The sequence below is a fragment of the Streptomyces sp. NPDC059740 genome (assembly GCF_042733155.1).
In the GTDB taxonomy this organism is placed as follows: domain Bacteria; phylum Actinomycetota; class Actinomycetes; order Streptomycetales; family Streptomycetaceae; genus Streptomyces.
Window position 1 is genome coordinate 688,874 of record NZ_JBHWGP010000001.1, and the last position, 26,220, is coordinate 715,093.

At 68.7% G+C, this 26,220-nt stretch carries 26 protein-coding genes, 1 tRNA gene and 4 pseudogenes; 13 read left to right on the plus strand and 18 right to left on the minus strand.

All coding sequences use genetic code 11. From position 1 onward, the window contains the following. Window positions 1-63: 63 nt before the first annotated feature. The 8 genes from ACFV3R_RS02690 to ACFV3R_RS02725 all read right to left on the minus strand — a co-directional run bounded on the left by ACFV3R_RS02690 (window position 64) and on the right by ACFV3R_RS02725 (window position 7,816). Window positions 64-747 carry a hypothetical protein gene (locus ACFV3R_RS02690; protein ID WP_385574063.1) on the minus strand — a complete coding sequence of 228 codons (684 nt, stop codon included), beginning with the start codon at window positions 745-747 and terminating at the stop codon, window positions 64-66. Window positions 748-1,008: 261 nt separating this feature from the next. Beyond that, window positions 1,009-1,569: a TetR family transcriptional regulator gene (locus tag ACFV3R_RS02695; protein ID WP_385574065.1), complete on the minus strand. Its 561-nt coding sequence runs from the start codon at window positions 1,567-1,569 to the stop codon at window positions 1,009-1,011. Next, window positions 1,566-3,080 carry an MFS transporter gene (locus tag ACFV3R_RS02700; protein ID WP_385574068.1) on the minus strand — a complete coding sequence of 505 codons (1,515 nt, stop codon included), beginning with the start codon at window positions 3,078-3,080 and terminating at the stop codon, window positions 1,566-1,568. The genes ACFV3R_RS02695 and ACFV3R_RS02700 overlap by 4 nt, the downstream gene beginning before the upstream one ends. Before the next feature lie 137 nt (window positions 3,081-3,217). Next, complete coding sequence (locus ACFV3R_RS02705) at window positions 3,218-4,000, minus strand: ABC transporter permease (protein ID WP_385574071.1); 783 nt, start codon at window positions 3,998-4,000, stop codon at window positions 3,218-3,220. After that, window positions 3,997-4,989 (minus strand): ATP-binding cassette domain-containing protein, encoded by a 993-nt coding sequence (locus tag ACFV3R_RS02710; RefSeq protein WP_385574074.1) that lies wholly within the window; start codon window positions 4,987-4,989, stop codon window positions 3,997-3,999. Before ACFV3R_RS02710 ends, ACFV3R_RS02705 begins: the two co-directional genes overlap by 4 nt. A gap of 94 nt (window positions 4,990-5,083) precedes the next feature. Next, window positions 5,084-5,959: a DUF4097 domain-containing protein gene (locus ACFV3R_RS02715; protein ID WP_385574080.1), complete on the minus strand. Its 876-nt coding sequence runs from the start codon at window positions 5,957-5,959 to the stop codon at window positions 5,084-5,086. 81 nt (window positions 5,960-6,040) lie between these two features. After that, a complete protein-coding gene (locus ACFV3R_RS02720) occupies window positions 6,041-6,574 on the minus strand; it encodes a toxin-antitoxin system HicB family antitoxin (protein WP_385574084.1) in 534 nt (177 codons plus the stop codon). Between the two features lie 564 nt (window positions 6,575-7,138). After that, complete coding sequence (locus ACFV3R_RS02725) at window positions 7,139-7,816, minus strand: DUF4232 domain-containing protein (protein WP_385574087.1); 678 nt, start codon at window positions 7,814-7,816, stop codon at window positions 7,139-7,141. 644 nt (window positions 7,817-8,460) lie between these two features. Between ACFV3R_RS02725 and ACFV3R_RS02730 the strand changes: the two genes are divergently transcribed. Further along, a complete protein-coding gene (locus tag ACFV3R_RS02730; protein ID WP_385574091.1) occupies window positions 8,461-8,829 on the plus strand; it encodes a DUF3592 domain-containing protein in 369 nt (122 codons plus the stop codon). Window positions 8,830-8,958: 129 nt separating this feature from the next. Here the strand turns inward: ACFV3R_RS02730 and ACFV3R_RS02735 are convergent, their stop codons facing one another. Then, on the minus strand, window positions 8,959-9,342 hold the full coding sequence (locus tag ACFV3R_RS02735; protein WP_385574095.1) for a winged helix-turn-helix transcriptional regulator: 384 nt from the start codon (window positions 9,340-9,342) through the stop codon (window positions 8,959-8,961). A gap of 144 nt (window positions 9,343-9,486) precedes the next feature. Here ACFV3R_RS02735 and ACFV3R_RS02740 point away from each other — a divergent pair, with 144 nt between their 5' ends. After that, window positions 9,487-10,341: an NmrA family NAD(P)-binding protein gene (locus ACFV3R_RS02740; protein WP_385574098.1), complete on the plus strand. Its 855-nt coding sequence runs from the start codon at window positions 9,487-9,489 to the stop codon at window positions 10,339-10,341. Window positions 10,342-10,873: 532 nt separating this feature from the next. Here ACFV3R_RS02740 and ACFV3R_RS02745 read toward each other — a convergent pair. The 5 genes from ACFV3R_RS02745 to ACFV3R_RS02765 all read right to left on the minus strand — a co-directional run bounded on the left by ACFV3R_RS02745 (window position 10,874) and on the right by ACFV3R_RS02765 (window position 14,954). Beyond that, a complete protein-coding gene (locus tag ACFV3R_RS02745) occupies window positions 10,874-11,335 on the minus strand; it encodes a WXG100 family type VII secretion target (protein WP_385574104.1) in 462 nt (153 codons plus the stop codon). 31 nt (window positions 11,336-11,366) lie between these two features. After that, window positions 11,367-11,840 (minus strand): hypothetical protein, encoded by a 474-nt coding sequence (locus tag ACFV3R_RS02750; protein ID WP_385574109.1) that lies wholly within the window; start codon window positions 11,838-11,840, stop codon window positions 11,367-11,369. Window positions 11,841-11,898: 58 nt separating this feature from the next. Next, window positions 11,899-13,551 carry an alpha/beta hydrolase gene (locus ACFV3R_RS02755; RefSeq protein WP_385574112.1) on the minus strand — a complete coding sequence of 551 codons (1,653 nt, stop codon included), beginning with the start codon at window positions 13,549-13,551 and terminating at the stop codon, window positions 11,899-11,901. A gap of 759 nt (window positions 13,552-14,310) precedes the next feature. Further along, window positions 14,311-14,709 (minus strand): DNA-binding protein, encoded by a 399-nt coding sequence (locus ACFV3R_RS02760; RefSeq protein WP_385574117.1) that lies wholly within the window; start codon window positions 14,707-14,709, stop codon window positions 14,311-14,313. Beyond that, window positions 14,706-14,954 (minus strand): hypothetical protein, encoded by a 249-nt coding sequence (locus ACFV3R_RS02765; protein ID WP_385574122.1) that lies wholly within the window; start codon window positions 14,952-14,954, stop codon window positions 14,706-14,708. Before ACFV3R_RS02765 ends, ACFV3R_RS02760 begins: the two co-directional genes overlap by 4 nt. Here ACFV3R_RS02765 and ACFV3R_RS02770 point away from each other — a divergent pair. Then, a pseudogene (locus tag ACFV3R_RS02770) lies at window positions 14,950-15,209 on the plus strand (IS5/IS1182 family transposase); the annotation flags it as partial. The gene ACFV3R_RS02765 and the pseudogene ACFV3R_RS02770 sit on opposite strands and share 5 nt — an antisense overlap. 103 nt (window positions 15,210-15,312) lie before the next feature. Here the strand turns inward: ACFV3R_RS02770 and ACFV3R_RS02775 are convergent. Further along, window positions 15,313-15,564, minus strand: coding sequence for a hypothetical protein (locus ACFV3R_RS02775; protein WP_385574126.1), 252 nt, complete (start codon window positions 15,562-15,564; stop codon window positions 15,313-15,315). A 706-nt stretch (window positions 15,565-16,270) separates the two neighbouring features. Here ACFV3R_RS02775 and ACFV3R_RS02780 point away from each other — a divergent pair. Beyond that, window positions 16,271-16,969: pseudogene (locus ACFV3R_RS02780) on the plus strand (tyrosine-type recombinase/integrase); the annotation flags it as partial. Between the two features lie 135 nt (window positions 16,970-17,104). Here the strand turns inward: ACFV3R_RS02780 and ACFV3R_RS02785 are convergent. Next, a pseudogene (locus ACFV3R_RS02785) lies at window positions 17,105-17,497 on the minus strand (ArsI/CadI family heavy metal resistance metalloenzyme); the annotation flags it as partial. An 80-nt stretch (window positions 17,498-17,577) separates the two neighbouring features. On the opposite strand from ACFV3R_RS02785, the gene ACFV3R_RS02790 reads away from it, so the two are divergent. From ACFV3R_RS02790 to ACFV3R_RS02820, 7 genes are all read left to right on the plus strand, one after another. Continuing rightward, window positions 17,578-17,970 (plus strand): ArsR/SmtB family transcription factor, encoded by a 393-nt coding sequence (locus ACFV3R_RS02790; RefSeq protein ID WP_385574132.1) that lies wholly within the window; start codon window positions 17,578-17,580, stop codon window positions 17,968-17,970. Further along, window positions 17,967-19,079, plus strand: a complete 1,113-nt coding sequence (gene arsB, locus ACFV3R_RS02795; protein WP_385574135.1) for an ACR3 family arsenite efflux transporter — start codon at window positions 17,967-17,969, stop codon at window positions 19,077-19,079. Before ACFV3R_RS02790 ends, arsB begins: the two co-directional genes overlap by 4 nt. Next, on the plus strand, window positions 19,072-19,491 hold the full coding sequence (locus ACFV3R_RS02800; protein WP_385574138.1) for an arsenate reductase ArsC: 420 nt from the start codon (window positions 19,072-19,074) through the stop codon (window positions 19,489-19,491). Before arsB ends, ACFV3R_RS02800 begins: the two co-directional genes overlap by 8 nt. Before the next feature lie 29 nt (window positions 19,492-19,520). Further along, a complete protein-coding gene (locus ACFV3R_RS02805) occupies window positions 19,521-19,994 on the plus strand; it encodes a GNAT family N-acetyltransferase (RefSeq protein WP_385574284.1) in 474 nt (157 codons plus the stop codon). 861 nt (window positions 19,995-20,855) lie between these two features. Further along, the gene (locus tag ACFV3R_RS02810) at window positions 20,856-21,179 is read left to right on the plus strand and encodes a hypothetical protein (protein WP_385574141.1); all 324 of its coding nucleotides are present in this window, start codon (window positions 20,856-20,858) and stop codon (window positions 21,177-21,179) included. Further along, a complete protein-coding gene (locus ACFV3R_RS02815; RefSeq protein ID WP_385574145.1) occupies window positions 21,179-22,258 on the plus strand; it encodes a putative T7SS-secreted protein in 1,080 nt (359 codons plus the stop codon). Before ACFV3R_RS02810 ends, ACFV3R_RS02815 begins: the two co-directional genes overlap by 1 nt. Window positions 22,259-22,262: 4 nt before the next feature. Further along, window positions 22,263-22,712, plus strand: a complete 450-nt coding sequence (locus tag ACFV3R_RS02820; protein WP_385574149.1) for a hypothetical protein — start codon at window positions 22,263-22,265, stop codon at window positions 22,710-22,712. Between the two features lie 27 nt (window positions 22,713-22,739). Here the strand turns inward: ACFV3R_RS02820 and ACFV3R_RS02825 are convergent. Together ACFV3R_RS02825 and ACFV3R_RS02830 are read right to left on the minus strand one after the other, a co-directional pair. After that, a pseudogene (locus ACFV3R_RS02825) lies at window positions 22,740-23,530 on the minus strand (IS5 family transposase). Between the two features lie 536 nt (window positions 23,531-24,066). After that, window positions 24,067-24,137, minus strand: a tRNA-Gly gene (locus ACFV3R_RS02830). Between the two features lie 755 nt (window positions 24,138-24,892). On the opposite strand from ACFV3R_RS02830, the gene dcd reads away from it, so the two are divergent. Together dcd and ACFV3R_RS02840 are read left to right on the plus strand one after the other, a co-directional pair. Continuing rightward, window positions 24,893-25,468: a dCTP deaminase gene (gene dcd / locus ACFV3R_RS02835; protein ID WP_385574156.1), complete on the plus strand. Its 576-nt coding sequence runs from the start codon at window positions 24,893-24,895 to the stop codon at window positions 25,466-25,468. A gap of 104 nt (window positions 25,469-25,572) precedes the next feature. Next, the gene (locus tag ACFV3R_RS02840; RefSeq protein WP_385574160.1) at window positions 25,573-26,070 is read left to right on the plus strand and encodes a phosphoribosyltransferase; all 498 of its coding nucleotides are present in this window, start codon (window positions 25,573-25,575) and stop codon (window positions 26,068-26,070) included. Window positions 26,071-26,220 lie beyond the last annotated feature (150 nt).

Below are 26,220 nucleotides of genomic sequence, written 5' to 3' on the forward strand. Positions count from 1 at the left end.
GCCCGTCACCCGCGGGCCACCGGGTCAGCCGGCCGGCAGCAGGCCGGCGCGGCGGGCCGTCCCTCAGGCCCGGGCCGCGCACCGTCGGGGGAGCGTGACCCTGCCGGGCCTGTGCGCGAAGGTGTCCATCACCAGCCACTCGTCCAACTCGGGGTCGTAGAGGTTCTGCACCCCGAACTGGAGCACCTGCCAGAACGTGCTCCGGTCGCGCTGGTCGACGTAGACGTCCCCGAGGGCGAGCGGGAACCGCAGGTGCTTGCCCGGCGGCAGCTTCGGCGCCACGACACCGACCCGCCAGTGGTTCACGCGCCGGTGCGGGCGCCCCTGCAGGACCTCCGGCCCGACGAACCGCGCGCCGCGGAAGGCCTGGTTCAACGAGTCCAGGGTGAAGCCGGGGATCGCGGAGCAGGGGTGCTCTTTCAGGCCGGGCCACTTGTAGGTGAGCGTGTACAGCGTCCCGTGGTGGATCAGGTTGGTGAACCAGATGGGGTACTGCGGGCCGCCGGCCACCATCTGGCTGTCGCCGTCCTTCCCCTCCCAGGTGAACGGGACCGTGATGCCCAGGTCCCGGACGATCCACCGGCCCCGCCCCCGGAAGTCCTCCGGGAGCCGGGGCGGTCGTGGGGTGTGCGCGCCGGGCGCCGTCGCCGCGCCGGTCCGCGGCGCGGACGCGGCCTCGGCCCTCGTCGTGGTGCCGCCGGGCGACAACACCGCCGAGGTGAGGGCGAACATCCCGGCGAGAGCCACCGACACCACTGTCCTGCGCCTGCGTGCCCGACCCATGGTCTCCCTCGGCTGTCACGTCGTGCGCCGTTCTGGCGCGGGGGTGTGCGCGGCGGTGTCCCCGTCACCCGTGACCGGGCAGGCAGCACTTCCCGGCGAGGCCAAAGCCGCTCAAGTAGGACATGTCATACCAGACGGGGGAGAGGTGTCGGCGCAGGCGAGCCCGTCACCCGGGGCGTGGTCCCTCCGGTGCCCCGCGTGCCCGGCCCGGAGGCGGCCGCGCGTTCAGCCCTGCCCGTCGAGCGCTTCCCCCAGCAGGGCGACGAGCTCGGCGGGGGAGACCTCGCTCAGCTCGTCGAAGGCCCCCGAGTGGCGTCCGAGCAGGATGCCGATCACCGCCGCGACCGTGATCTCGGCGCGTAGGCCCGGCCGGTCGGCACCCTCCTGCTCAAGGTGTTCGCGCAGCGGCTCGACCAGCCGCTCGTGCAGGGCCGCGCGCGTCGCCTCCTGCGCCGCCCGGTCGCTGAGCGCCTGGACGGCGACGCGGACCAGGGGGGTCGGGCCGCGCCGGTCGGTGCGTTCGACGACCTCGCGCAGCCGGTCCGGATGCGTCAGGTCGGCCGGTGGCGTGCCGCCCTGCTCGGCGCGGAGGGCCGCGATGTACAGCAGGGTCTTGCTGCCGAAATAGCGGGCGATCAGCGCCGGGTCGACACCCGCCCGCTCCCCGATCTCACGGGTCGTCGTGCCCTCGAAGCTGCGCTCGGCGAACAGCTCCGTCGCCGCCTGCAACAGCAGTTCGCGGCTGCGGGCCGAGTCTCGGCGCCGGGCGGGGGGAGCGCCGCTCACCGTGCGGCCCCGAAGTGCTCCGGCTCCTCGCCGGCCGGCGCGACCGCCGCCGGTGCGCCGTCCACCGCCCCCGCGGCCGGCACCGGGACGGTGCGGCCCGCGGCCACCGTCCTGACGACCCCGGCCCGCCGGAGCAGGACGAAGCTCACCGCCGCCGTGACCAGCCACACAGCACACCCCAGCAGGCCCGCGGTGCGGTAACCACCGTCCGGGGGGAGCGCCCGGCCGGGGGCGGTGGCAGCCTCCAGGATGACGGCGCTGAGCGCGCTGCCCGCCGAGTATCCGATGTACTTCACCACCTGATTGAAACTCATGGCGCTGCCCGTCTCGTGCGCGGGCACGCCCCGGATGATGAGCGCGGGGGTCACCGCGAAGTTGAAGCCGATGCCGAGTCCGGCCACCCCCATGACGAGGAACACCTCCCACAGGCCGTCGCGGGCGAACACGAAGAGCGCCATCGCCGCGAGACTGATCAGGCAGCCCACCGGCAGCAGGCGGGCGGGTGAACTGCTCCGGGTCAGGAGCTGCACCAGCCGCCCGGCGACCAGGCTGCCCACCGAGAAGGGCACCAGGATCAGGCCGGTGACGACGACCGTGGCCCCGAACCCGTAGCCGGCGGACGCGGGGGTCTGCACGTAGCGGGTGACCAGCGAGATCAGCAGGTAGGTCCCGATCCCGCCGATCATGGTGGTGAGGTCGGCCGCCAGGACCGTCCGGTCGCGGACCAGGCGCAGGTCCACCAGCGGGTGCGCGGTGCGCAGTTCGTGGCAGCCCCACCCCACCAGCAGCACCACCGCGACCAGCGCCAGCACGAGCAGCCGGGCCGAGCCCCAGCCCCACTCCTCGCCCTGGGTGATGGCGAACAGCAGCCCGGCCATGCCGAGGGTGAGCAGTGCGGCACCCGGCAGGTCCATCGGGTGCGCCGGACGGTCCGGCGCCGGGGGAAGGACGAGGACGGCGCCGACCAGCGCCACCGCGGTGGCGATCGCCGCGAACCAGAACCCCGCGTACATGCCGAGGTACTCGGCGAACACACCGGTGATCGGGTAGCCGAGCCCGACACCGGCGACGGTGGTCAGCGAGAGCGTCGCCACGGCGGATTTGGCGCGCTCCGGGGGCAGCGAGTCACGGGCGGTGGCGATGGCGAGGGGGACGAGCCCCATGCCGAACCCCTGGAGCGCCCGGCCCGCGATGAGCGGTCCGAAGCCGAGCGGCAGCGCGGCCAGCAGGCTTCCGGCCAGCACCAGCACCAGACCGGTGAAGATCACCTTCCGCCGGTGCGGCCCGTCGCCCAGGCGTCCCATCGCCGGGGTGGCGACGGCGCCCATCAGCATCGTGACGGTGAGCGACCACTGCGCGCTGGTGACCGAGACGTGGTCCGCGGCGGCGATCGTCGGTACCAGTGGCGCCCCGAGGCTGCTGACTATGGCGACCAGCATCCCGAGGGAGACCAGGACGGGGACCAGGGCCCGCTCGGTCCGGGGTCCGGAGGAGGTGCCGGGAGGCTGCATGAACCCGTCCAATCATGTCATCAGGTGATGTCATCATCTGATGATAAGCCCGCCGGAAATGCGGTGCGCGAAAAGGGCGGGGCGCCCACCGCCGGCGATACCGGTGAGTGAACGCCCCGCCCCGCCGCCCCCGCTGCTCAGCGCTTGGTGTTGCTGTTGAAGAGCGAGCGCGACCAGCCGTAACCGACCAGGGCGATCCCGGCGCACCAGGCGAGCGAGATCCAGCCGTTGTCGCCGATCTCCGAGCCGGAGAGCAGGCCGCGCAGGGTCTCGGTCATGGGGGTGAACGGCTGGTACTCGGCGAACCAGCGCAGGCCCGGCGACATCGACTGGGCCGGCACGAAGGCCGAGCCGAGGAACGGCAGGAACTGGACGAGCAGCGGCTTGTTGCTCGCCGACTCGACGGTCTTGGAGACCAGGCCGAGCGCTGCGGACAGCCAGGTCACCGCGAAGGCGATGGCCGTGAGGAGGCCGGCCGCGGCCAGCCACTCCAGCGGGGTCGCCCCGGACCGGAAGCCGACGGCGAGCGCGACGCCGACAACCAGCACGGCGCTCACCATCGTCTGGATGACGCTGCCGACGACGTGTCCCGTCATGAACGAGGAGCGGGTGATGTTCATGGTGCGGAAGCGGTTGATGATGCCCTCGGTCATGTCGGTGCAGATCGCGATCGAGGTCGACATCGAACCGGCGGCCACGCCCATGACGATGATGCCGGGCGTCAGGTAGTTCAGGTACGCGTCCCGGCCGCCGCCCATGCCGGCGCCGATCGAGTCGCCGAAGGCGTACACGAAGAGCAGCAGCATCAGGATCGGCGTCATGGCGCTGCCGAGCCCCACGGACGGGTAGCGGATCGCGTGCTTCAGGTTCCGCCGCAGCATCGTCGTCGAGTCGTGCAGGGCGTAGGTGAGGGTGCTCATCGCAGGGTCTCCTTCGCGGGGAGTGCGGTGCCGGTGCTGCCGTCGCCGGTCAGGGCGAGGAACACGTCGTCGAGGTCGGGGGTGTGCACGGAGAGGTCGGCGGCGCGGATGCCGGCTTCGTCGAGCCGGTCGAGCAGGGCGCGCAACGCGTCGAGGCCGCCGTCGCCCGCGACCCGCAGGGCGAGGTTCTCCTCGTCCCGGGTCGCGCCGGGGAGGGCGGTGGCCGCGTGCGCGTACTCGGCGGGGTCGGTGAAGCCGAGCCGTACGTGGCTGCCGGGGATCTGCGCCTTGAGCTCGTCCGCGGAGCCCTCCGCGACGATCCGGCCGCCGTCGAGCACGGCGATCCGGTCGGCCAGCTGGTCGGCCTCCTCCAGGTACTGGGTGGTGAGGAAGACGGTGACGCCGCCGGCGACCAGGGTGCGCACGGTCGACCACATGGTCCGGCGGCTGCGCGGGTCGAGTCCGGTCGTCGGCTCGTCGAGGAAGATCACCTGCGGGTCGCCGACCAGCGTCATGGCGATGTCGAGCCGGCGCCGCATGCCACCCGAGAAGGTGGCAGCCCGCTTCCGGGCGACGTCCGCGATGCCGAACCGCTCCAGCAGCTCCGCGGCCCGCCGACGCCCCTCGCGCTTGCCGAGGTGCAGCAGGTCGGCCATGAGGAGCAGGTTCTCCTCGGCGGTGAGCAGGTCGTCCAGTGCGGCGAACTGGCCGGTGACACCGATCGCGGCGCGCACCCCGTCCGGTGCCGTGGCGACGTCGTGGCCCGCGACCTGCGCCCGGCCGCCGTCGGCGGAGACGAGCGTGGAGAGGATCTGCACGGTGGTGGTCTTGCCGGCGCCGTTCGGCCCGAGCAGCGCGAAGACGGAACCGGCCGGGATGCGCAGGTCGATGCCGTCCAGGACGGTCTTGTCGCCGTAGGACTTGCGCAGCCCGAGGGTGGAGACGGCGGCGGGCGGCTGCCGGCCGTCGTCGTGGCGTGTCGTGGGCATGACAGAAGAATCCATGGAGCCCTCCCGTTCGAAGGGTGAGGTGATGGGGGAGCCGGAAGAGGCGGTGGTGCGGTGGTGCGGTGGTGCGGAACGCTCAGGACTTGGCGCGGAGGATGTCGATGTTGCCCCAGTTGGTCCGCGCGCGGACCGCGACGGTCTCCTCGGTCTCCTCCGGCGCCTCGGAGGCGGCGAGCATGTTGCGCACCTGCCCGCGGCGGGAGCTGACGTCGAGCCAGGCGGCGGTGGAGTCGCGCACACCGACCTCGATCAGTCCGTTGGAGGTCTCCAGCCGGACCTCGCCCCGGGCGACCTCGCCGACGCGCAGGGAGCCGTTGGTCGAGGTGCCGGTGACCGAGGCCTCGGCGCGCGCGATGTCCAGGGGGCCGTTGGTGCCGCTCATCCGCAACTCGCCGGTGACGGCACCGACCGTCGTGGCGCCGTTGGTGTTCTTCAGGACGGCGGGGCCGTCGATGAGGCCGACACGCACGTTGCCGGAGTTGCTGGTGATCTCGGCCGCGCCCTCGACCCGGTCCACGCTGATCGAGCCGTGCGAGGCGGTCAGCGTCAGCGGGCCGGTGGTGTCGAGGCGGACGTCGCCGACCGACGTCTTCACGCGGACCTGGCCGAGCCGGCCCTCGCCGGAGACCTGGACCCACGCGCCGGTCACCTCCACCTGCGACCCGGTGGGCAGTTCGACCGCCACGTCGACGGCGCCGGAGGGACCGAAGAGGCGGCGTCCCTTCGGCGTCCGGACCGTCAGCAGGCCGCCGGCGTAGTCCACTTCGGTCTGCTCGGCCGCCCGCACGTCCTGGTCCTTCTTCGGATCGCGGGGCCGGACCTCGACGCGGGTGTCGAGGCGGTCGGTGGCGATGAACCGGATGGAGCCGGCGTCCACGTGGGTGGTGGCCGAGATCGGTTCGGGGGTGTCGAAAGGTTCGGGGGTGTCGAAAGGAGCGTCGAAAGAAGGCATGGCTGTCCCGTCCTCCTGGGTCTTCCGGGCGTCCCTGCTGGTGAGACGTGGTGTGGGTGAAGTGGGTCGGACGGGGTGCGGTCAGCGCACCCAGCCCGTGAAGCTCTGTCCGACGGTGCGGGCGGTGCGGGGCTTGTCCACGGCGCGAGCAGTGGTGCCGCCGCCGTCGACCGCGGCCGAGACGGCCCGCACCAGCCACGCGTTGACCGACAGGCCCTCACGGCTCGCGGCCTCCTCGGCACGCGCCTTGAGGTGGGCGGGCAGCCGCAGGTTGACGCGGGCGGTGCCGCCCTCCTCGCTGTCGGCGGGCGCCGGGGCCGGTGCCCTGAGCGGCTCGGCCGGTCCGCCCCCGCCCTCGTACGCCTCCTCGCCCGCCGGCCGCGTCACCACGAAGTCGGGGTCGAGCCCGCGCAGCCGTACGTCCACCGAGCCCGGGGCGAGTTCACGGGTGATCTCGTCCATCGCGGCGGAGAGCACGTTGAGCATGGCCAGGCGGGTCGCCGACTCCAGCGGAGCGGTGAGCCGCTCCGCCAGCTCGCGGGCGTCCTCGCCACCGGCTTCGGCGGCCACCGCGAGGTCGTGGCGGAGGTTGTCGACATACGGCGTGAGGTCCATGGCGCAATAGTGGCACCACTATGGCGCCATGCGCAAGCCGCAGCGGTAGGCGAATGTGCGGGCGCTCAAGGAAAGGCCCGCTGAACTGGGCGTATGGGGGCGAGATCGCTGGCGCCAGGATGGCGCCGACATACGCCCTGGCCTCTCTGGTGCCATCAGTGGCGCCAGACGGTGGCGCCAAATGGTGCCATGGTGTGGTGCCATGGCATGGCGCCATCACAGGTCACCACTCGGTGGGGAGTCGAGCCGCCGGGCAGCAGCGGTGCGGCGGCATCCGCAGCCTGTTCGCCCCCTGCCCGGCTCCCGGAAGCGGGCACAGCGATGCCCCGCCACGGCGCGTGCCGTGGCGGGGCGCGACATCAGGGTCGTCCGCTCCCGCGGCGGAGCCGTCCCTTGCTCAGCGCTGTCCCGCTGGGGGCGGGGCGCCGGGTACGCGGAACGCAGGCTCCTGCGTTCGGGACGGCTGCGAGGTCGACAGGGGTGTGGAGGAGGCACCGAGGGGGCGAGACGCCTGCGATGTCGGCGGACGCGGCATCGGTCAGTGCGAGGGCGTCGCCGCCGGGCTCACTTGCCGGAGCCGGTGTGGTAGCCCACGGGGTCGACGAAGACGTCGGGGGACTGGCCGCTGGGGGTGGGGAGGGTGATGGAGAGCTTCCCCAGGTTCACGATCTCCGAGACCCTCTCGTTGGGCGGGGTGACGGAGAGCCTGGTGTAGGTCTTGGTGGAGCCGGTGGACTCCGGGCTGTAGTGCAGCAGGAAGCGGGTCTCCTCGCTCGGCGCGATGGTGACGGTGGACCCCGAGGCATCGGTGCGGGCGGCGTCCGGGCCGGTGTCGCCCAGACCGTCGGGGCCGATGAGCTGGACGCCCGGGAAGCCGTGCATGCTGCACGTGCGCGAACCGTTGTTCTTCATGTTGACGACGATCTCGTTCTTGACCCCCGCGGAGGTGGCGCTGAAGCCGAGGTCGTCGGTCTTGCAGCCGGCGGCCGAGGTCGCGGACTGGGTCTTGGCGGTGACCTCGCCGCCCGTGCCGGAGTCGGACGAGGTGGAGCCCGAGGCTGCGTCCTTGCCCTCGGCGGAGGAGCCCGAGGCCGCGCCCTGGCCGCCGGCGGAGCTGCTCGCCGCGGTGGACGAGCCGGTGTCCGCGGAGGCGTTCGCTCCGCCGTTGCTGTTGCAGGCAGTCAGCGAGAGGCCGGCAGCGGCGACGATGAGGGCGAGGGCGGGGACCTTCTTGACGCGCATCGGTACTCCTGGAAAGCGGTGTCGTCTCGCGCGCTCCGGCTGGAAGCGGGCGTTGTCGTTCCGTAGGACAGCACCTGCGGGTTGCCTCGTTGCAGCAGGAAGCGCATCAAGACGCGCCTGTGACACGCGGGTCGCAGCGCCGTGACGGGGCCTCGGAGGAAGCAGGCCTCCTCCCGGGCAAGTGCGAACCCCGGGCCCCGCGGCCCGGGGCCCGCTGGGGGACAGGGACATGCCGTCCCGCTTGCGGACGCGGCAGAGGTGTTCGGCGCCGAGCGCGGCGACACGGCCGGCGCCCGCGGAGGGGCAGCCCGTCGAGACGCTCGCGGAGCCCACCTTCCTGCGGACGCCCTGCCCCGTGTCCGGCCGCCGGCCGCACCCGTGGCCGGTGGTCACCCTGCGCAGCCGTCGCGTTGCCCGCCTTGAGACAGCGGATCGACGGACACCTGGTCCGCTGACCCCGCGCCACGGCACGGCGCTACCGGCGGCCAACCCGGCCCGTTCACAGATCGTTTTCGGACAGAGCCGGGCGCTCAACACGGTGTACGGAACCGCGCAGGAGCGGCGTGACCGTGCGACTGACCGTCCCTGGACGTCGAAGGTGTGACTGACCGCCCCTGGACGCCGAAGGAGAGGAAGAACCGCCCGTGCAGCTGCCGCTCGTACTGCTGTCCCTGCTGCTGTTCGGATACGCCGTCCGCCAGGCGATACGCCAACGGCACCTCCGACGGGCAGGGGTCCGCACCACGGGAGTGGTCAGCCACGTGCTGACGTCCCAGACGCACCACCCCGTGGTGCGTTTCGTCGACGAGCAGCGCAGGGGACACGAGTTCCTGATCAGGTTCTTCCGCGCCGGCAGCCTGCCCGTCGGTGACCGGGTCCCGGTGGTCTACCTCCCCGGCGAACCGGCGAGCGCCCGCATCGCCCTGGCCTCGCAGCGGACCCTGGCCGTCGGGGGGCCTGGCCTGGTGGGCGTCCTGCTCGCCGCCACTGCCGTCGCGGAGATGTGCCGCTGAGCCTTCGGCCGCGCCGGTGACGACGGACCGGTGCCGGTGGGGACGGCGCCAACGGGACGGTGGGACGGCGCCAACGGGACGGTGGGGTGCCGGCTTGCCCTGGCTCGGCCTGGCCCCGGCTCGCGTGACCTAGCGCTTTCCGGCGCGGTCGTCGTACTCCTCGCGGGCGGTGAGGACTTCCTCGATGTGCTGCACCGACCACTCCGTGAGCGCCTTCAGGGGGTCGCGCAGCGTCTGACCCAGTGACGTCAACTCGTACTCCACGCGGACCGGCATCTCCGGATACACCGTCCGCCGGACCAGCCCGTCGCGTTCGAGCGTGCGCAGCGTCTGAGTGAGCATCTTCTCGCTCACCCCCGCGAGCCGCTGCCGCAGCCGGGTGAACCGGGACGCGCCGTGCCTGCCGAGCTCGCCCAGCACGAGCACCGCCCACTTGCTGCCGATCTGGTCGAGCAGGTCACGCGAAGGGCATCCCCGCGCGTACGGGTCCCAGGCCGGTATGGGTTCGATCACATCGTCGACGCTCGCCACAGACCTCACCTCGATGCTTTCGCCGGGGTGGCCACCTTACCTCGGAGTGCGTACTTACCAAAAGAGAGCGACCAGGTCACCATGGGTTTCACCCGCGGAAGGTCCGCGGCAGAAAGAGGCGAACCCATGTCGACCGTTGTCACCGCTGCCTCCGGACAGCTGGGCAGGCTCACCGTCGAAGCGCTGCTGGCCCGCGGAGTGCCGGCCTCCGACATCGTCGCGACCAGCCGTGACGTCACCAGGATCAAGGACTTCGCCGACCGAGGTGTCGTCGTGCGCCGGGCCGACTTCGCAGAGCCGGACAGCCTCCCCGCAGCCTTCGAGGGTGCGGACCGGCTCCTGCTGATCTCCACCACGAGCGTGGACGAGCGCCTGGCCAACCACCGCCACGCCGTCGACGCCGCAGTGACGGCGGGCGCCTCGCTGGTCGCGTACACGAGCATCCTGCGCGCGGACACCTCCAGCACGGTCCTCGCCGTCAGCCACCACGCCACCGAGGAGTACCTGCGCGAGCGCGTCCCCAGCGTGATGCTGCGCAACGGCTGGTACCTGGAGAACTACACCGCCCAACTCCCGCAGATACTGCGCGGTGGAGCCGTCCTCGGGGCGGCCGGCCAGGGAAGGATCAGCGCTGCCGCCCGCGCCGACTACGCCGAGGCGGCCGCGGTCGTGCTGACCACCGACGGCCACGCCGGCAAGGTGTACGAGCTCGGAGGAGACCAGGCCTTCACCCTGGCCGAACTGGCCGCCGCGATCTCGGCCGCCACCGGGAAGCGCATCACGTACAACGACCTCACCGCCGACGGGTTCACCCGGGTCCTGGCCGAAGCCGGCGTCCCCGCCGAACTCGCGCGCGTCCTCGCCGACGCCGACCGTGCCATGAGCCACGACGAACTCTTCACCGACTCCGGCGACCTGCGGCACCTGCTCGGACGCCCCACCACACCCCCGGCAGAGGCCATCGCCGCCGCACTGGGCTGACCGAGGGGTGCGGGGCCCGGCGCTGGGTCTGGGCGGCGCGAACATGAACGGCACCGACGAGTGACGAACACACCGAATACCACGCGCAGTTCGATGGCCCGGCTGCCAGTGGCACGGACAGGGTGCGGTGGACCACCGCCGTCGGCGCGGGAGCACATGTGACGAGTGCCGAGCCTGGAGCAGCACATGCGGCACTGCCTCCTGCGCGCCGAGAACCGGCTGTGGAGCCGGCGGGCCCGCGGACACGCGAGGGCACGGCCCCGGCCCCGTTGGCCGGACCTGGCCGTGCTCACCCTTACGCAGCCGCTCGCCCCGCCCCGCCTGGTCACATCGAGCGCGCCGGCCAGAGGCGGGGCAGGCTGACCGGGAGGTGCACACAGCCTGCACCGGCGAAGACGCGTCCCTCCGGACAAGAGCCATGGGGACGCCGGGTGGAGGCCCCTTCGCCAGCCTCTGGGGAAAGGCACCCGAGCCGGCGAAAGGGCTGGACAGGCCCGGACGCCGGCTCGAGCCTCTGTGAACCTCCTGCGCGTCAGCCGAAGACCGTCCCACCAGGGGATGGCCGCTGGTCCGGGACAGCGCCGTACGTCGGCAAGTTGGAGCTGACGTACGGAGCGCCCGAGCTCAGGGGCGGTCCACTGTTCGCCAGGCTGCCCGGCATCTTGATGAACGCGGATTGCGTGGCAGTGCCCGTTCCGGTCTTCTCGAAGTCCTGGGAGGTGCGCTGGTCGTTCCACTCGTGGCCGTCCGCTGAGGACCTGAGGTTGTCGCCACCTGCTTCGAGACGGGCGTGCAGGCCTTCCAAAGCCGGCTTCCAGCTGGCGGAGAGCTCCCTCAGGGCCGGCCCTACGGACCAGCCGTTGAGGGAGTCACCTGCGGTGTCCGCCCCCTTGACTGCCTTGTCGCAGGGGCCTTTCAGGTCGTCGGCTATGCCGTCACACGCGCGAGCGGAGGCGCGTAGTTCGGCGGGGTCGACCTGGGTGCCTCGTGACACGTCTGTTTCCTCTGTGTGTGTGGGTGGGAGGTCAGAAACGCTGTTGCTCTACCCCCGGGGGAAGCATGCAGGGGGTGCGGACGGAGAAAGAGAGGCGTTGTGGCTTGTTCTTGCCAGAACCGACTGTTTCTGCCGAGACCAGGTAGGAACTCTTCTCGTTGCGGGCGTCGAAAACCGCGGTGGTGTAGGAGTCTTTGAATTCCCGATAGCCCGTGATCCTGTATCCGTGCCTGGACAAGGTGTGACGGAGCGTACGAACGACATGTGTGTGCTCAGTGGTGGGGGCTGGGGAGTAGATATAGTAAAAGAGGCTGTAGCGGCCGTCCTTCGCCACCTCGTTGTTCTCGCCCACGCACGCTTCCCAGTTCACCTTCTCTGTAGAGGCGTCGAGGTCGACGTCAGTGAGTCGGGCCATGTACACGGTATAGTCCCTGGCCCAGTTCAGTGCGGAGTCCTTGGCCACGCGCGGCAACGGGGTGTTTGGGTCGTCTTCACTCTGGGACATACACCCTCCGATTAAAAGCAGAGCGGTTGAGGTGGCGAGCGCGGCAAGGAGGCCTGATTTAACCCGGCACGAGGCCGTCCGGTGGTACATAATTCCCTTCTTTCGGCGACTCGGTAGGCTGCCTTCCAGCGATGATGCGCCCCTGGTTGTCGAGGGATTCACTACCTTTGTCCCAGTATCCGCTGTGCCCGTGAGTGTCCACTTCGAAGTTGTTGCCGCCGAAATTGACGTTCATGGGGTCGGGGCCGAGGGTGTAGCCGGATGCGTGGTTGCTGATGGGGTCGTCCGAGGCTCCGCCGACCCACACGTGCTCCGGGTCGATGTGCAACTGCCGAGCGTTGGCGACGGTCATGCCGGGACTGCCGGCCACCACGATGTCGTCGGCTCCGAGACCGGAGCCGCCGGCCGCCGCTGCGCCTACTACGGTGGACCCATAACTGTGCCCCATCACGGTGGTGTGGCTCGGGGAATCGTCGTGTGAGGCTTTCGTGCCCTGGACGAAGCTCCGCAGGTCCGGGGCGGCGTCCTCGGCCCGACCGGTCCCGGCGACGCTGTTGAAGTCGGTCGCGCTTGCTTCCGGGGTGTCGTAACCGAGCCACGTGATCATGGAAACGCTCTCGCCGTCGGACCGCTTCTCCGCAGCGTTCTGGAGTTGGTCGATCCGCTCAAGCTGCCCTGGCACTCCTCCCATTTCTGTGTTGGTGCCCGGGACCATGATTCCTGTGTGCGCGGCGGTGTCCGGATTGCCCATGGCGATGATGGCCCGGCCGTCGTCCTTCGAGTCGTAACCGAGGACGTACAGCTCCTTCCCCTTGGGTGCGCTGTCCGAGGCCTCGAGCCGCTCGTTGAGCAACTCGAGATTACTCAACCTCTGGTTGATGGTTTCTTCGCTCTCGCCGGGGAAGTTTTCGGCGTAGTTGCCCTCTTGGAGAGCATTCAGCTCTTGGGCGATTGCGGTGCGGTTGGCGTCGTCACGGACATCCGAGGGAAGGCCGTCGGTCGAACCGATCTGTTTCGGATATAGTGCGGCGTAGGTCTCCCGCTCGTTACTGCTGAGGGATTCCCACCAGTCGGCGGCGTCCTTCGGGTCATCGGGGATTCGGGGAGGTTGCAGGCCCACCGCCTTCATCGCGGCCTTGGCGTCCTGGCTGGATTCGGTGGCCGCATCGTGCTTGGTGGGGTCGGTGAGAATGTCGCCGTTCAGGTCCGTGAGCGCTTTCGCGCCGTCGTTGCTTGCCCTGTGCGCCTTGGCTAAAGCCTCATCGATCCGTGCCCGGTACTCGCCCAGCGGCCCGCTACGGTCGGCTATGACGCCCTGTGTGTCGGGGTCGTTGTGCGGGAGGCCTTCCGTCGTGGGGTCGCTGACCCATCCGTCGTCATCGACCTTGTAACCGTCCGCTTCCGCGGTGCGCACCGTATCGCGCAGTTCCTTCTGGGCTGCCTCCATCGAAGACCTGGTCCTGTCGAGCACGGACGCGACAGCCATCGCCTCTGTCTCGACTACTCCCAGTCGCGACGCGACATCTTCCAGGTAGAAGAGTGCTGCGTCGGCGTCGTCCCCTTTCCAGGAGTGGTGGAGCGGACCGGTCACCTCGCGGCGGTGGCGATCGGTGAGGTGATCTGCGCTCCTTGACAGATCACGCCAGGCTTTGGCCGCAGCCTGGATGTCAGAGAAGTCCTGTCGCAGTAGTCGCGAGTATTCAGATGCCACGCCGGCGCCCCCTCCGGTGCATGGCGGCCGCGCGACGGTAGACGAAAGCCTTCCCGGTTTCCATGAGCCAGGCCCCCCATTGCTCGATGCTCATCTGTGGGCGCAACCCTAGTCCAGGGGATCGGCACACGTGTCTTAAGGCGACAAGTCCCGTGGGTATCCCTCCTCAAGGCGGCGAGGAGGCGAAGTGCACCTCTGCGCCGAGGAGTCGGGAACCCTGCTGGAACGGGCATGGGGGCGGCTCGCCCCGACTGGGGACTCTGGCGGACGGCGGCGCCTGGCGGAGCTCCCTCTCCGCGTCTAGAGGGTACGAAGTGGCTGGACGGGGCCCATTGGTCAATCGGGTCGGCTGGTATCGGCGGTGACCGTCAGTGCAGGGTTGCCGGGCGGAGAGCCCCCCGCGGGCGCGCTGCGCGGTGCTGTCAGGGCTGTCGTGTGGGCCCGCCCGGGCAGGACTTGGGGCGCGCGTACGCGACGCCTGGAGGGGCCCGGACAGCAAACAACCCCAAGATCATCGACCTGGGGGTTCACAAGAGCGGGTGACGAGAATCGAACTCGCGCTCTGAGCTTGGGAATCAGCGCTGCCTGGGTTGGTAGAGACCGCCTGACCTGTGATTTCCCGCTGGGTGGGGTGTGCAGCTGTGGGCTCCGGGGGCCGCATCCGACCGCTGTCGTCCGCTCTGCTGGGCACGGACGGGGCACGAGAACCGGCAGCGCGACGGACCCCGCCGAGGGTCGTGCCCAGGGTGGGCAGGCGGGTCAGAGAGGGATGATGCGGACCTGGTTGCCGCAGAGCTTGGTCATGTCGTCGGTGTCGGACGTCAGGAGCGCGACCGGTTTCGGCTGGCGCAGGGCGATCTCGGCGACGGTGGCGTCGATGGCGTACTTGTGCCCGTGCAGTCCGGCGCCTTTGAGCAGCGCCGCCGCTTTCGCCGCCTGCTCAGTGACGGGCTCCACCTTGATCCGGGACAGGGCCCAGTTCAGGCGAGACATGTTGGTGCGGGAGTGGGTGACTTCGACGATGGTGTTCGCCCCGATCACCAGGTCGGCTCCCATGTCGTGGAAGACCTGCAGCATCGCGAGGAGCTTGCGGTCCTGCGCGATCCAGGCGGAGAGCCCTTCTGAGTCCAGGACAACGGTTTCGATGCGCTCGCTCACGCGGCGTCCGCGTCCTTGGAAGAGCCGGTGGCGCCGAAGATCTTCGAGTGGGCCTCGGCGAGCTCCTCGTCGCTGAAGCCTCCGTGTTCTTCTTCATGCCGGCGAAGGTCGTCGCCCAGAAGCTGGTGCCGGATCTGGCGCGCTACGGCTTCCGCCACGTAGCCGGAGACGTTGTCCGTGAGCTTGCGGAGCTCCGCCACCTGGTCGCTGGGCAGCGTGACGGTGATGCGAGTCGTTGAGGGCACAGAGAGAGCATACTGGAGTATGCGCAAAACCGCGGAGGTCGTCGATGTCCTCGCCTCCCTGGCGCCGACCCTGGCCGAATCAGCCCGCACCGCGTCGGGAAGGCTTTCGTGCTGCTGGACAGCACACTGCTGTCGATCAACCGTGTCGCCGCGGACCGCCCCTTCCATTCGGGCAAGCACAAGAAACACGGCATGAACGTGCAGGTCCTCGCTGGTCCCTGCGGACGACTGCTGTGGGCCTCACCGGCCGTGCCCTGCCGCCCCGCACCCCGTACTGGGGACGCCGGCACGCCATCGGCGAACCACCAGGCTGGGTTACGGGGAAGGGCTTCTGGATGACGAATTCGTAGTCCCCGCCTTACTCGTCATCCTTCGCATGCAGTGCTGCCATGCGAGCCTTGTATTCCGATTGGGGGACCTGTCCGAGTACTGCGAGGCGCTCCAGTTCTGCGAACTCAGTTTCGTGAGCGATCTCGCGACTCTCACGTACGAGTTTCTTGCTGATTTCGGCCGCTTTGGCGCGCTCTCTGGATCTCTTGCGCTGCACTTCTTCGGCGACCGCTAACACGGCTTGCTTCAGATAGCTGTCGTGTCGACCTGACCAGGCCATTTTTCCCCTACCGGTGACCGAAGGCCGGAAGTCGGTGCGAGATAAGCGCACCCGCGTAAGACTCCCGAACCAAGGCTCTTACTGAGATCGTGAAGGATTCGTATTCGATGTTGCAGCTGACTGCCGGCGCCGTTGCAGCCGTCAGGGGCTGACAGCCAGATCCACTCAGGGGTGAGCAGGTCGACCCAGATGTCGTGCTGTACGTGCATGCTCCGAGGGGCGTTCCACCTTGGCCGACACCTCTGAGATGGTGGGAGCCGGGTCCAGCGGCTGGATGACCGTGCGCTCGCCGTCGACGATGGACGTGCCGTCTTCGGCCATGAGGCGTGCCCGTGATTCCCCGGTGATCGACGGGCCGTCGGGGCCGGCGGCTGAGCAGTAGAACTGGTCGTACCGGTGACCGTGGCGACGACTTCTGCGTCCCAGTTCCACTCGGCATTGAGTTCGCAGAGAATGGTGTAGGCGCTGAGCTTGGCGCCGGACTTGGGGCCGACCTTGGCGACCTTCGCAGTGAAGCTCAGGCTTCCGTCTTTCGGTGGGGCAGGTGTGACGGCTGTGGCGGTGCCAGCGGAAACGCTCAAGAGTGCACCGAACGCCATGATGCTGGCGACACTGCAGTACGGCGCAATGTGAAGGAGCGCCTCCGCTTTCCGCCAGTCCTTGAGATGGCGTAATACGGTGGGCGGACGCGAGCCCTCCGCTGCGCGACGAACTGATCCGCCGGAACCCCTGCCGTATCCGGGGTGCCGGCACCGAGCGGGCACGCGAGCGGCCCATCGCCACGGTCGAGCAGATCGACGCACTGGTGGAAGCCGTCGGACCGCGGTGACGCCTGATGGTCTACCTGGGTGCCTACGGACCGATGCGTCCGGACGAGCAGGCGGCTCTGCGGCGGTCTGACGTCACCCTCGAACCCCTGGCGATACGCGTGCGCGGGGCCGCCCCCGAACTGACCGCCGGCCAGCGCGTCGAGGGCGAAACCAAGTCACTCGCCGGGACGCGGACCATCCAGCTCCCCGACTTCCTGCACATGGAGGTCAAGTGTCACCTCGACTGGTTCGCGAAGAAGGGGCTCGACGGCCTGCTGTTCGTCGGGGAGAAGGGCGCCCCCTTCCGTCGCTCCACCTTCAGCCGCCGCTGGCGGCGTGCCCGTGAGGCTGTCGGCCTGCCGGACGACTTCCGGTTCTACGACACCCGCCACACCGGCCACACGCTGTCGACCCAGTCGGGAGCGACGCTGAAGGACACGATGGTGCGGGCCGGGCAGTCCTCGGAGCGAGCTGCGCTGATCTACCAGCACTCGAACGACGAGCGGCAGCGGGTGGTGGCGGAGGCCATCGACGCGAGCGTGCGCCGCCGGCGGCGGGAGGTGCAACAGGTGAAGCCGGTGCGACGCCAAGCATGACCGGCGTAGGGGCGGGGCGCGGAGCCGCTCCTCCCCCGGTCTTCGCGGTCGCTGCGAGCCGCCTCCGCGCCGAAGCTCAACAGCAGGCGCTTGCCCCCGGCTCCGCAGTGGCGCAGAAGCCTTCCCGGTCGCCTCGGGGGCCGTTCCCTTGCCGAGCTGGTCGGCATCCGCCTTGACGACGTAGACCTCCCACGGTTCCTTGCCGGGGCCGTGGACCCAGACCTTGTCCTGCAGCGCGTAGCAGCAGGAGGTGTCGTTCTCCTCGAAGGTGGCCAGGCCCGCTTCCTTGAGACGTTCGGTGGCCGCCGTGACCTGACCGGTCGCTTCCACCTCCACGCCGAGGTGGTCCAGGCGCGTCTCCTGGCCCTCCTCGCCTTCGATGAGCACGAGCTTGAGTGGCGGCTCGGTGACGGCGAAGTTGGCGTATCCGGGCCGGCGCTTGGCCGGCTCCACGCCGAACAGCTTGGAGTAGAAGGCCACGGACCCTTCCAGGTCGGCCACGTTCAGCGCGAGCTGTACACGTGCCATGACGCGCTCCCTAAGAGGCTGTATCGATGTTCTTCAATTCCGAGCTTGCACCTTGGATCGAAGGACGTCAACATAGAAGCATGTCGAATCAGAAGCTTGAGGTCCTCGGCCAAGAGGTCGGCGGCTGCTGTCCGGGGCTGTTGAGCGCACCTCTGGATCAGGAGCAGGCGGTGGAGCTGGCAGCGGTGTTCAAGGCGCTCGGGGATCCGGTGCGCCTGCGGTTGCTGTCGATGATCGCCTCGCGTGCCGGCGGCGAGGTGTGCGTGTGCGACCTCACCCCTGCCTTCGACCTCTCCCAGCCGACGATCTCCCACCACCTGAAGCTGCTCCGGCAGGCGGGGCTGATCGACTGCGAGCGGCGTGGGACGTGGGTGTACTACTGGTCGTTGCCGCAGATGACCGATCGGTTGGCGAGCATCCTCACCCGTCCTGCTGATGAGGCGCTGTCCGAGCGCTCCGGGGCCGCCTCGTGACCGCGCCGGCCGCCGTCGAGCAGCCGGTGGCCGCGCGGCTCTCCTTCGTCGACAGGTTCCTCGCGGTGTGGATCCTCGCTGCGATGGCCGTCGGCCTGGGCCTGGGCCGATTGGTGCCCGGCCTCGGCGACGCGCTCGCGAAGGTCACCGTCACCGGCGTCTCGCTGCCGATCGCGCTGGGCCTGCTGGTGATGATGTACCCGGTGCTCGCCAAGGTCCGCTACGACCGCCTCGACGCGGTCACCCGGGACCGCCGCCTCCTGATCCCCTCGCTGGTCCTGAACTGGATCGTGGGGCCCGCCGTGATGTTCGCGCTGGCCTGGCTGCTCCTGCCGGATCTGCCCGAGTACCGCACCGGACTGGTCATCGTCGGCCTCGCCCGCTGTATCGCCATGGTCGTCATCTGGAACGACCTCGCCTGCGGCAGCCGGGAGGCCGCCGCGGTCCTCGTCGCTCTCAACAGCGTCTTCCAGGTGTTCGCGTTCTCCGTGCTGGGCTGGTTCTACCTCTCGGTCCTGCCCGGCTGGCTGGGTCTGCCGCAGACGGCTCTGAACGTGTCGGTGTGGGCGATCGCCCGCAGCGTCCTGATCTTCCTCGGCATCCCCCTGGTCGCGGGCTTCCTCACCCGCCGACTCGGAGAGCGGGCCAAGGGGCGCACCTGGTACGAGGAACGTATCCTGCCCCGGGTGGGACCGTTCGCCCTGTACGGACTGCTGTTCACCATCGTCGTGCTCTTCGCGCTCCAGGGCCGGGCCATCACCTCCCAGCCGCTGGACGTCGTCCGCATCGCCCTGCCGCTGCTGGTGTACTTCGCCCTGATGTGGGCCGGCTCCATGGCACTCGGCCGCGCCCTCGGACTGGACTACCCGCGCACCACCACGCTGGCCTTCACCGCCGCCGGCAACAACTTCGAGCTGGCCATCGCGGTCGCCATCGCCACCTTCGGAGCCACCAGCGGCCAGGCCCTCGCCGGCGTCGTCGGCCCCCTCATCGAGGTGCCCGTCCTCATCGGGCTCGTCTACGTGGGCCTCGCCGTCCGCCGCCACTTTCCCCAGCCCGCAACGGAGGACGGCCCCACCGCCGTACAGGAAGGACGCGCTCGTGCCTGAGACTTCGCCCGCCGGGCCCTCGGTGCTGTTCGTCTGTGTGCACAACGCCGGCCGCTCCCAGATGGCGGCTGCCTTCCTCACCCATCTCGCCGGCGCCCAGGTCGAGGTCCGTTCTGCGGGCTCCGACCCCGCCGGGAGCGTGAACCCGACCGTCGTGGCGGCGATGGCTGAGGCCGGCATCGACATCTCCGCGGAGGCACCCAAGATGCTGACCGCCGACGCCGTTCGCTCCTCGGACCTCGTCATCACCATGGGCTGCGGCGACGCCTGCCCCGTCTTCCCGGGCAAGCGCTACCTGGACTGGGCCCTCCCCGACCCCGCCGGTCGCGGCCTCGACGCCGTCCGGCCCATTCGCGACCGGATCGAACAGCGGGTGCGCGCCCTGCTCGTGGAACTCGGGATCCAGAGGTGACCGGACGGGCGCCCTTCTCCGTCACGGCGATGCGGCCACAGCACGCCGAGGAGGTGCTGGCCATCTACCGGTTCGGCATCGACGAGGGCGACGCCACCTTCGAGACCACCGCCCCCACCTGGGCGCAATTCGACGCGGCGAAGCTGCCCGAGCACCGCTTGGTCGCGCACGACCCCGCAGGCCGCGTGCTGGGCTGGACCGCCGTCTCTGCCGTCTCCGACCGCTGCGCCTATACCGGCGTCGTCGAGCACTCGGTCTACGTCCACCCCGACGCCCGCGGGCGCGGAGTCGCCACCGCCCTCCTTCGGGCGCTGCTCGCCTCGACCGACGCCGCCGGTATCTGGACGGTCCAGTCCGGCATCTTCCCCGAGAACACCGCCAGCCTCACCCTGCACGCAAGGGTCGGCTTCCGCGTCATCGGTACCCGCGAACGCATCGGCCGTCAGCATGACCGCTGGCGCGACGTGGTGCTCGTCGAACGTCGCAGCCCCGTCGTCCGGTGACACGCATGCGCCGGCGGGTTGCAGACGCGATCGGCGCAGGCCGCACGGTCAGGTGATGCAGGTCACTGGAGGTCGATCTCGCCATGTGGGATGTTCCGTCGCCGGGGGCGCCTCTTGTTGCTGATGGGCGGCCTTCAGTGGCCCTCTGGGGGCCACTTGGGGCACGCGGAGGGCACGCAGCACCCGAAGAGGCCCAGACAACAAACAAGGCCCAGGTCGCCGACCTGGGCCTTCGCTATGGAGCGGGTGACGAGAATCGAACTCGCGCTCTGAGCTTGGGAATCAACGAGGGCTGGGGCGTTCTAGGCCGCTTGACCTGCGGAAACGCTCTTCTCCTGGAGTGTACTTTGGTGTCTCGTCGCACCCCTGGGGACCGGTGTTGCCCGGTCTGCAGGGCACGGATGGGGCACGCCCCATCAAAACGCCGCCAGCAACTGCGACATCGTCGTTTGACGGTGCCCCGTGGGCCGGTAACTCGTGCCGCCGCATGACACGTTTGCGGGGGCAAGTCCACTGCGTCGGACGTCTTCTGATGCCACTGGCGCGTGACCTGACTCCGGAGACGGCAGGCGCATCTGCGTTGGGAAGACTTCGTTGCCGCCCCGGCCCCTTCTGCCCGAGGGCCCGTCGTGTCCTCGGCCTCTTCGACCGCGCCAGGAGACAGCACAGCGGCGTGGGTGCAGTCCAGTCGTGGACAGGGGCGAGACGAGTGACTAAGTCTTTTTTGTGGCACCCCTCCGCGCGTTGATATCGACTACGCTGCTCAATAGCGCAGTCGATCTTTCGTGGCGGTCCACCGACTCCACCGGTGGACCGCCACGGAAGATCGAAATTAGAGTGAAAACGACTGTGAGGGGGATCATGGCGAAGGGCTTTTCAGTGGACTTGAACGCACTGGAACAAGCCTCTGCCGGAGTCAACGGCACCTTGGATCTTGTTGCAAGTGAAAACGTTGGCGATATTCCGCACGAGCCTTCCGCCGTAGGCCATGAAGCCCTGGCTTCCACGCTTGGGGAGTTCTTGGGGCGCTGGAAGGTGGGTGTCGATAATCTGGCCAAAGACGGTCGCGAGGTCAGCGCGCGACTGGCACACAACGTCAAGGCATACCGAGAGGTCGACGAGCACGCTCACGGAGAGATGCAGGGAATACTGGCGAGCCGCAAGAGGGACCCCGGGGAGCACTGATGACAGATCTCGGCGACACGCAGAAGCCAGAGGATCTTATTCCTGGAAATCCCCATTCCCTGTATGAGGCGGAAGGGGCGCTCCTGCGATATGCCTCACTCCTATGGGAAGCAGGGAAGGGTCTCTCCAAGGTAAACACAAGTGACGGTTGGAGTGGCGATGCAGCCGACGCCTTCCGGGCGGCGTTCGACGGGCAGCCAACGGAATGGATAAAAGCGGGGGACGCTTTCCGTGAGGCGGCCAGTGCCCTGGATCGATACATTTCAACTCTCGAATGGGCGCAAGGTCAGGCATCGCAGGCGATACGGGAATGGAATGCGGGAGAAGATTACCACGAAACTGCACAGCACACTCTGAGTAGTGCCAGGTCCCAGCTGGAGTCAGCTGGAAGTGTCGCCGCTCGCGCGATCGGCAAGGCGCGAGACCAGGCTCCCCCCAAGCCGGGGTTCCTCTCCCGTGTGGGGGATTTCTTTTCCGGGGTCGGACATTTCGCAGCTGACGTCGGGACGACCGTCCTCGAAGACGTGGCCTCCTTTGGCAACGCTGCGCTCAACCATCCCGGCGAGGCTGCAGCTGCAGGTGGCGGGATGCTTCTGGCCGCGGCCGGTGGCTTGGGAGACGGAGCGGGAACCCTCCTCAGTGCTACAGGCGTTGGGTCAATCGTCGGCGTTCCACTCGATGTAGTCTCCACCTCCGCTGTCGTCACAGGGAGCGCGACAGCCGCAGCTGGCATAGGCGCCTTGGCCGTGGATGCCGCTGGCCCCGACCACGTCATGCTCCGGAACGGTAACGACCACTCAGGTGGCGGGAGCAAGGGTTCGGGAGGAAACGGGGAGCCCGCCGCCCCCAAGACAAAACAAGAGTTCGGGGACCAGGCCAAAAACCTGGGCTACGGCCAACGAATAGCACCACAGAAGGCTCCATTCAACTCGCACGGTCAGCCCGTATACTCGAACGGAAAAGAGTATATAACTCCTGATGTGGATGGACACAACGTCAGCGACGGCTGGAAGGTCTTCAATCGGCGCGGAAAGCGCATCGGGACCTACTCGTGGAATCTGACCAGAATTAAGGACTAGGAACATGGCCAGTTTCTCTATTGCCTTCACGGGTCAAGTCGCGGACTACGACCCGTCAGTCGCCGTAGGAGAGATCACACTAGGAGAACACGGCGAGACGTTCCACGCAGAGGTCGGATTCTGGCAGATTTCTGACTACGAGTCCTCCTGGGCTTCCGCCCTCGCGCGAGTCACTTCTGAGAGTGTCATCACCTCGTGTCTCGTTACTTCCATTTCAAATCCCGAGCATGCAAACTTCATCGCAGTGTGGCCGATGTACCGATTCGGCGACACCATTCATGTGCAGAATCAGATGGTCTTTCTCGATGAACTGACTGAACCGTTCGACCCGGCGAGGCCGTGGGATTACGTCGATGATTTCGAAGTAGTCGACGAGGATGGAAATGACATTTCGGACTGGGTGGTCAGCGTGAGCGAGGTGGTCGATTTCATGAACGCTGGCCTCAAAGAATAGTTAGGCTGCTATGAGCTCGTAACACGATCACGAGTGGGCGTTCTTGAGGCGTCGGTAGCAGATGAGGCTGCAGGCGAGAGAGACGAAGGCGTTGTGGAGTTCGGTTCGTCGTTCCCATCTGACGGCGAGGCGTTTGAAGTGGTGGAGCAGGGCGAAGCTTTGCTCCACCACGTATCGCAGCTTGCCGATGCCCTTGATGTTCGGTGATCCCTTGCGTGAGATGACGGGCAGGATCCGTCGGCGACGCAGCTCGTCGCGGTTGGGGTTGGAGTCGTAGCCTTTGTCGCCGAGCAGGGCCTCGGGTCGTCGGCGGGGCCGGCCGCGGCGGCCTGCGACGGGCGGGATGCCGTCGACCAGGGCCAGGATCTGGGTGACGTCGTTGACGTTGGCCGCCGTCGTGATGACCTTGAGTAGGGTGCCGCGTCCGTCGCAGATCAGATGGTGTTTGCTGCCGGCCCGTCGCCGGTCGACCGGCGACGGGCCGGTGTCGGCACCCCCTTTTTCGCGCGGATGTGGGAGCCGTCCACGCACGCCCGGGACCAGTCGAGTTCGCCGGCCGCGTTCAGCTCTGCGAGCAGCACCTGGTGCAGCCGGTCGAAGACCCCCGCCTTCTGCCACCGGTCCAGGCGGCGCCAGCACGTCTGCCCCGAGCCGAATTCCAGCTCCAGCGGCAGGAGTTGCCAGGCTATGTCGTTGTAGAGGACGAACAGGATGCCCTGCAGACAGAGCCGGTCCTACACCGGCCGCGGCCCCGGCGACCGCTCCGGCCAAGGCGGCAGGAGAGGCTCGATCAGCGCCCACAAGTCGTCGTCCACCATCCGCAGCCGAGTACTCACACCATCACGAACGGTCGAATCCTCATACCGGTCACGGCCAACCAGCACGTTCCACCAAGATCGTGTTACGAGCTCTCAGCGCTTGCGACTGTCCCCAGTTCCAAGAATTCACTCACGTACTTCGTCCTCCCCTCCAGTCGGCCACGGTGACCGGATACGCCGCGTGCGGGCACATCGTGACAAGGCGGTCGTGGGATATAGCAGGTTCGGGCGAGGGTGGCTGGAAGTGGTCACCTGTATCGGAGGGTGCGGAGGGAAATCGATGGTGCCGTCGCGCAGCACGCCTGTGCGTGCAGGGGTGGCTTTGCGGGTGTGCATTAGCGTTGCCCCGCCAGGCTGTGCTGCGTGTCACTTGGACCGCGTCTCGCTATGCGGGATGAGTGGGGTGAGGGGGAACGGCTGTGGGTGCAGTTGGCGGGGCTCGCGAAACGGACTTGGGCACGCGGAGGGCACGCAGTACCCGAAGAGGCCCAGACAACAAACAAGGCCCAGGTCACTGACCTGGGCCTTTGTCACGGAGCGGGTGACGAGAATCGAACTCGCGCTCTGAGCTTGGGAAGCTCATGTTCTACCATTAAACTACACCCGCCTGAGGCGCTCATGGAGAGCGTCTAAGCGTTGGTCACTCTACCTCATGGTCGGCCCTCGGTGCACGCGACGTGTGATGCACCGGGGGCTTCGTCGTGTTCCGGGGAGGGCCGCTGAGGCTGCCGGGCTTTCGTCGGGGCGGGGCGGCCTCCCCCTGGCGGTGGTGGTGTCTCACGCGCCGGCGGTCGGTGTTGGGGTTCGTGGTGGGTGCGGGGCTGGTGACGGGTGTGTGAGGCGGCTGCGGGTAGCGGGAGTTGGGGCGTAGCGTGGCGGGCGGAGTGCCGCTGTCGGTGGCGTCCAGGTCATCCCCTAATGTGGCTTTTGTCGTCCACGCAGTTGGGAGAGGGACCTGATGGAGCCCACCGTCGTCCGCTGTGCCGAAGGGCATGTCTTCAGCACCGCTTCGTTCCCCTTGCAGACCACCGACCGCCTCGGTCCCGGCAGGTTGCTGCGGTGCCCGCGCTGCGCGCGGCTGCGGCATGCGGTCCCGGTCCAGGGGGAGAAGCGCTAGCGGGTAGCGCGGAACCTTCGTAACACCGCCGGAGCCCGGTCTCCGGACGCCCGAGGCGTCCGGAAGGCCGGGCTCCGTGCTGAGGATCGGGGGCCGGCGTGCCGAGGGCGGGGCTCAGCGTGCCGAGGGGCTTGGAGCCGGGCGCAGGGGCCCGGGCGCGTCACGCGTCGCAGCCGTCCGCGTACTGCGAGGTGGGGGCGCCCGCGGCGTTCGGGGGCCTCACCAGGGACGCGTATCCTCGTGGGGTGCTTCTCTCTGACAAGGACATTCGGGCCCAGATCGACAGCGGGCGGGTGCGTGTCGACCCGTACGACGCGTCGATGGTGCAGCCGTCGAGTATCGACGTGCGGCTGGACCGCTACTTCCGGGTGTTCGAGAACCACCGGTACCCGCACATCGACCCGTCCGTCGAGCAGCCCGACCTCACCCGTGAGGTGGTGCCCGAGGGGGACGAGCCGTTCATCCTGCATCCCGGTGAGTTCGTGCTCGCCTCGACGTACGAGGTCGTCTCGTTGCCCGACGACATCGCGTCGCGGCTGGAGGGGAAGTCGAGCCTGGGCAGGCTCGGACTGCTGACGCACTCCACCGCAGGGTTCATCGACCCGGGTTTCAGCGGCCATGTGACGCTGGAGCTGAGCAACGTGGCGACCCTGCCGATAAAGCTGTGGCCGGGGATGAAGATCGGGCAGCTCTGCATGTTCCGCCTGACCTCCCCGGCGGAGCACCCGTACGGCTCGGAGCGGTACGGCTCTCGCTACCAGGGGCAGCGCGGGCCGACGCCGTCGCGGTCGTACAAGAACTTCCACCGTACGCAGGTCTGAGGGCAGCGCCCTGCGGCTGTCGGTGGCGGTCGGTGGGGTTGCCGGGACGGACCGGACGACATCGAGGCCAGGGAGCCGAGGAACACGTGAGTGGCGAGGAACGCGTGAGTGACGAGCGCGAGAACCTGACGTACGAGATTTTCGGGCGCGCTATCCGCGAACTCGCGCAGTCCGTTGCGGACGACGGCTTCGAGCCGGACATCGTCCTGTCGATCGCACGCGGTGGCGTGTTCGTCGCCGGCGGACTGGCCTACGCGCTGGGCTGCAAGAACATCCACCTGGTCAACGTGGAGTTCTACACCGGCGTCGGCGAGACCCTGGACATGCCGGTGATGCTGGCCCCGGTGCCCAACGCCATCGACTTCTCCGACAAGAAGGTGCTGATCGCCGACGATGTCGCCGACACCGGGCGGACGTTGAAGCTGGTGCACGACTTCTGCCAGGACCACGTGGCCGAGGTGCGCAGCGCCGTCATCTACGAGAAGCCGCAGTCGCTGGTGAAGTGCGAGTACGTGTGGAAGAAGACGGATCGGTGGATCAACTTCCCCTGGAGCGTGCTGCCGCCCGTGGTGCGCCGCGAGGGCGAGGTGCTGGACGCCTGACGTCCCGCCGGCGGCCGCCGCGCGGCCGGCGACGCGAAGGCCCCGCTGCGGACGGCTTGAGTTCTAGCGATCGTCGCAACACCCCAGTTCAAGGGGTGCGATGTTCGAGGTCCGCAAGACCCGGACGGTGGCTCAGGGCCGCAGGAAGCT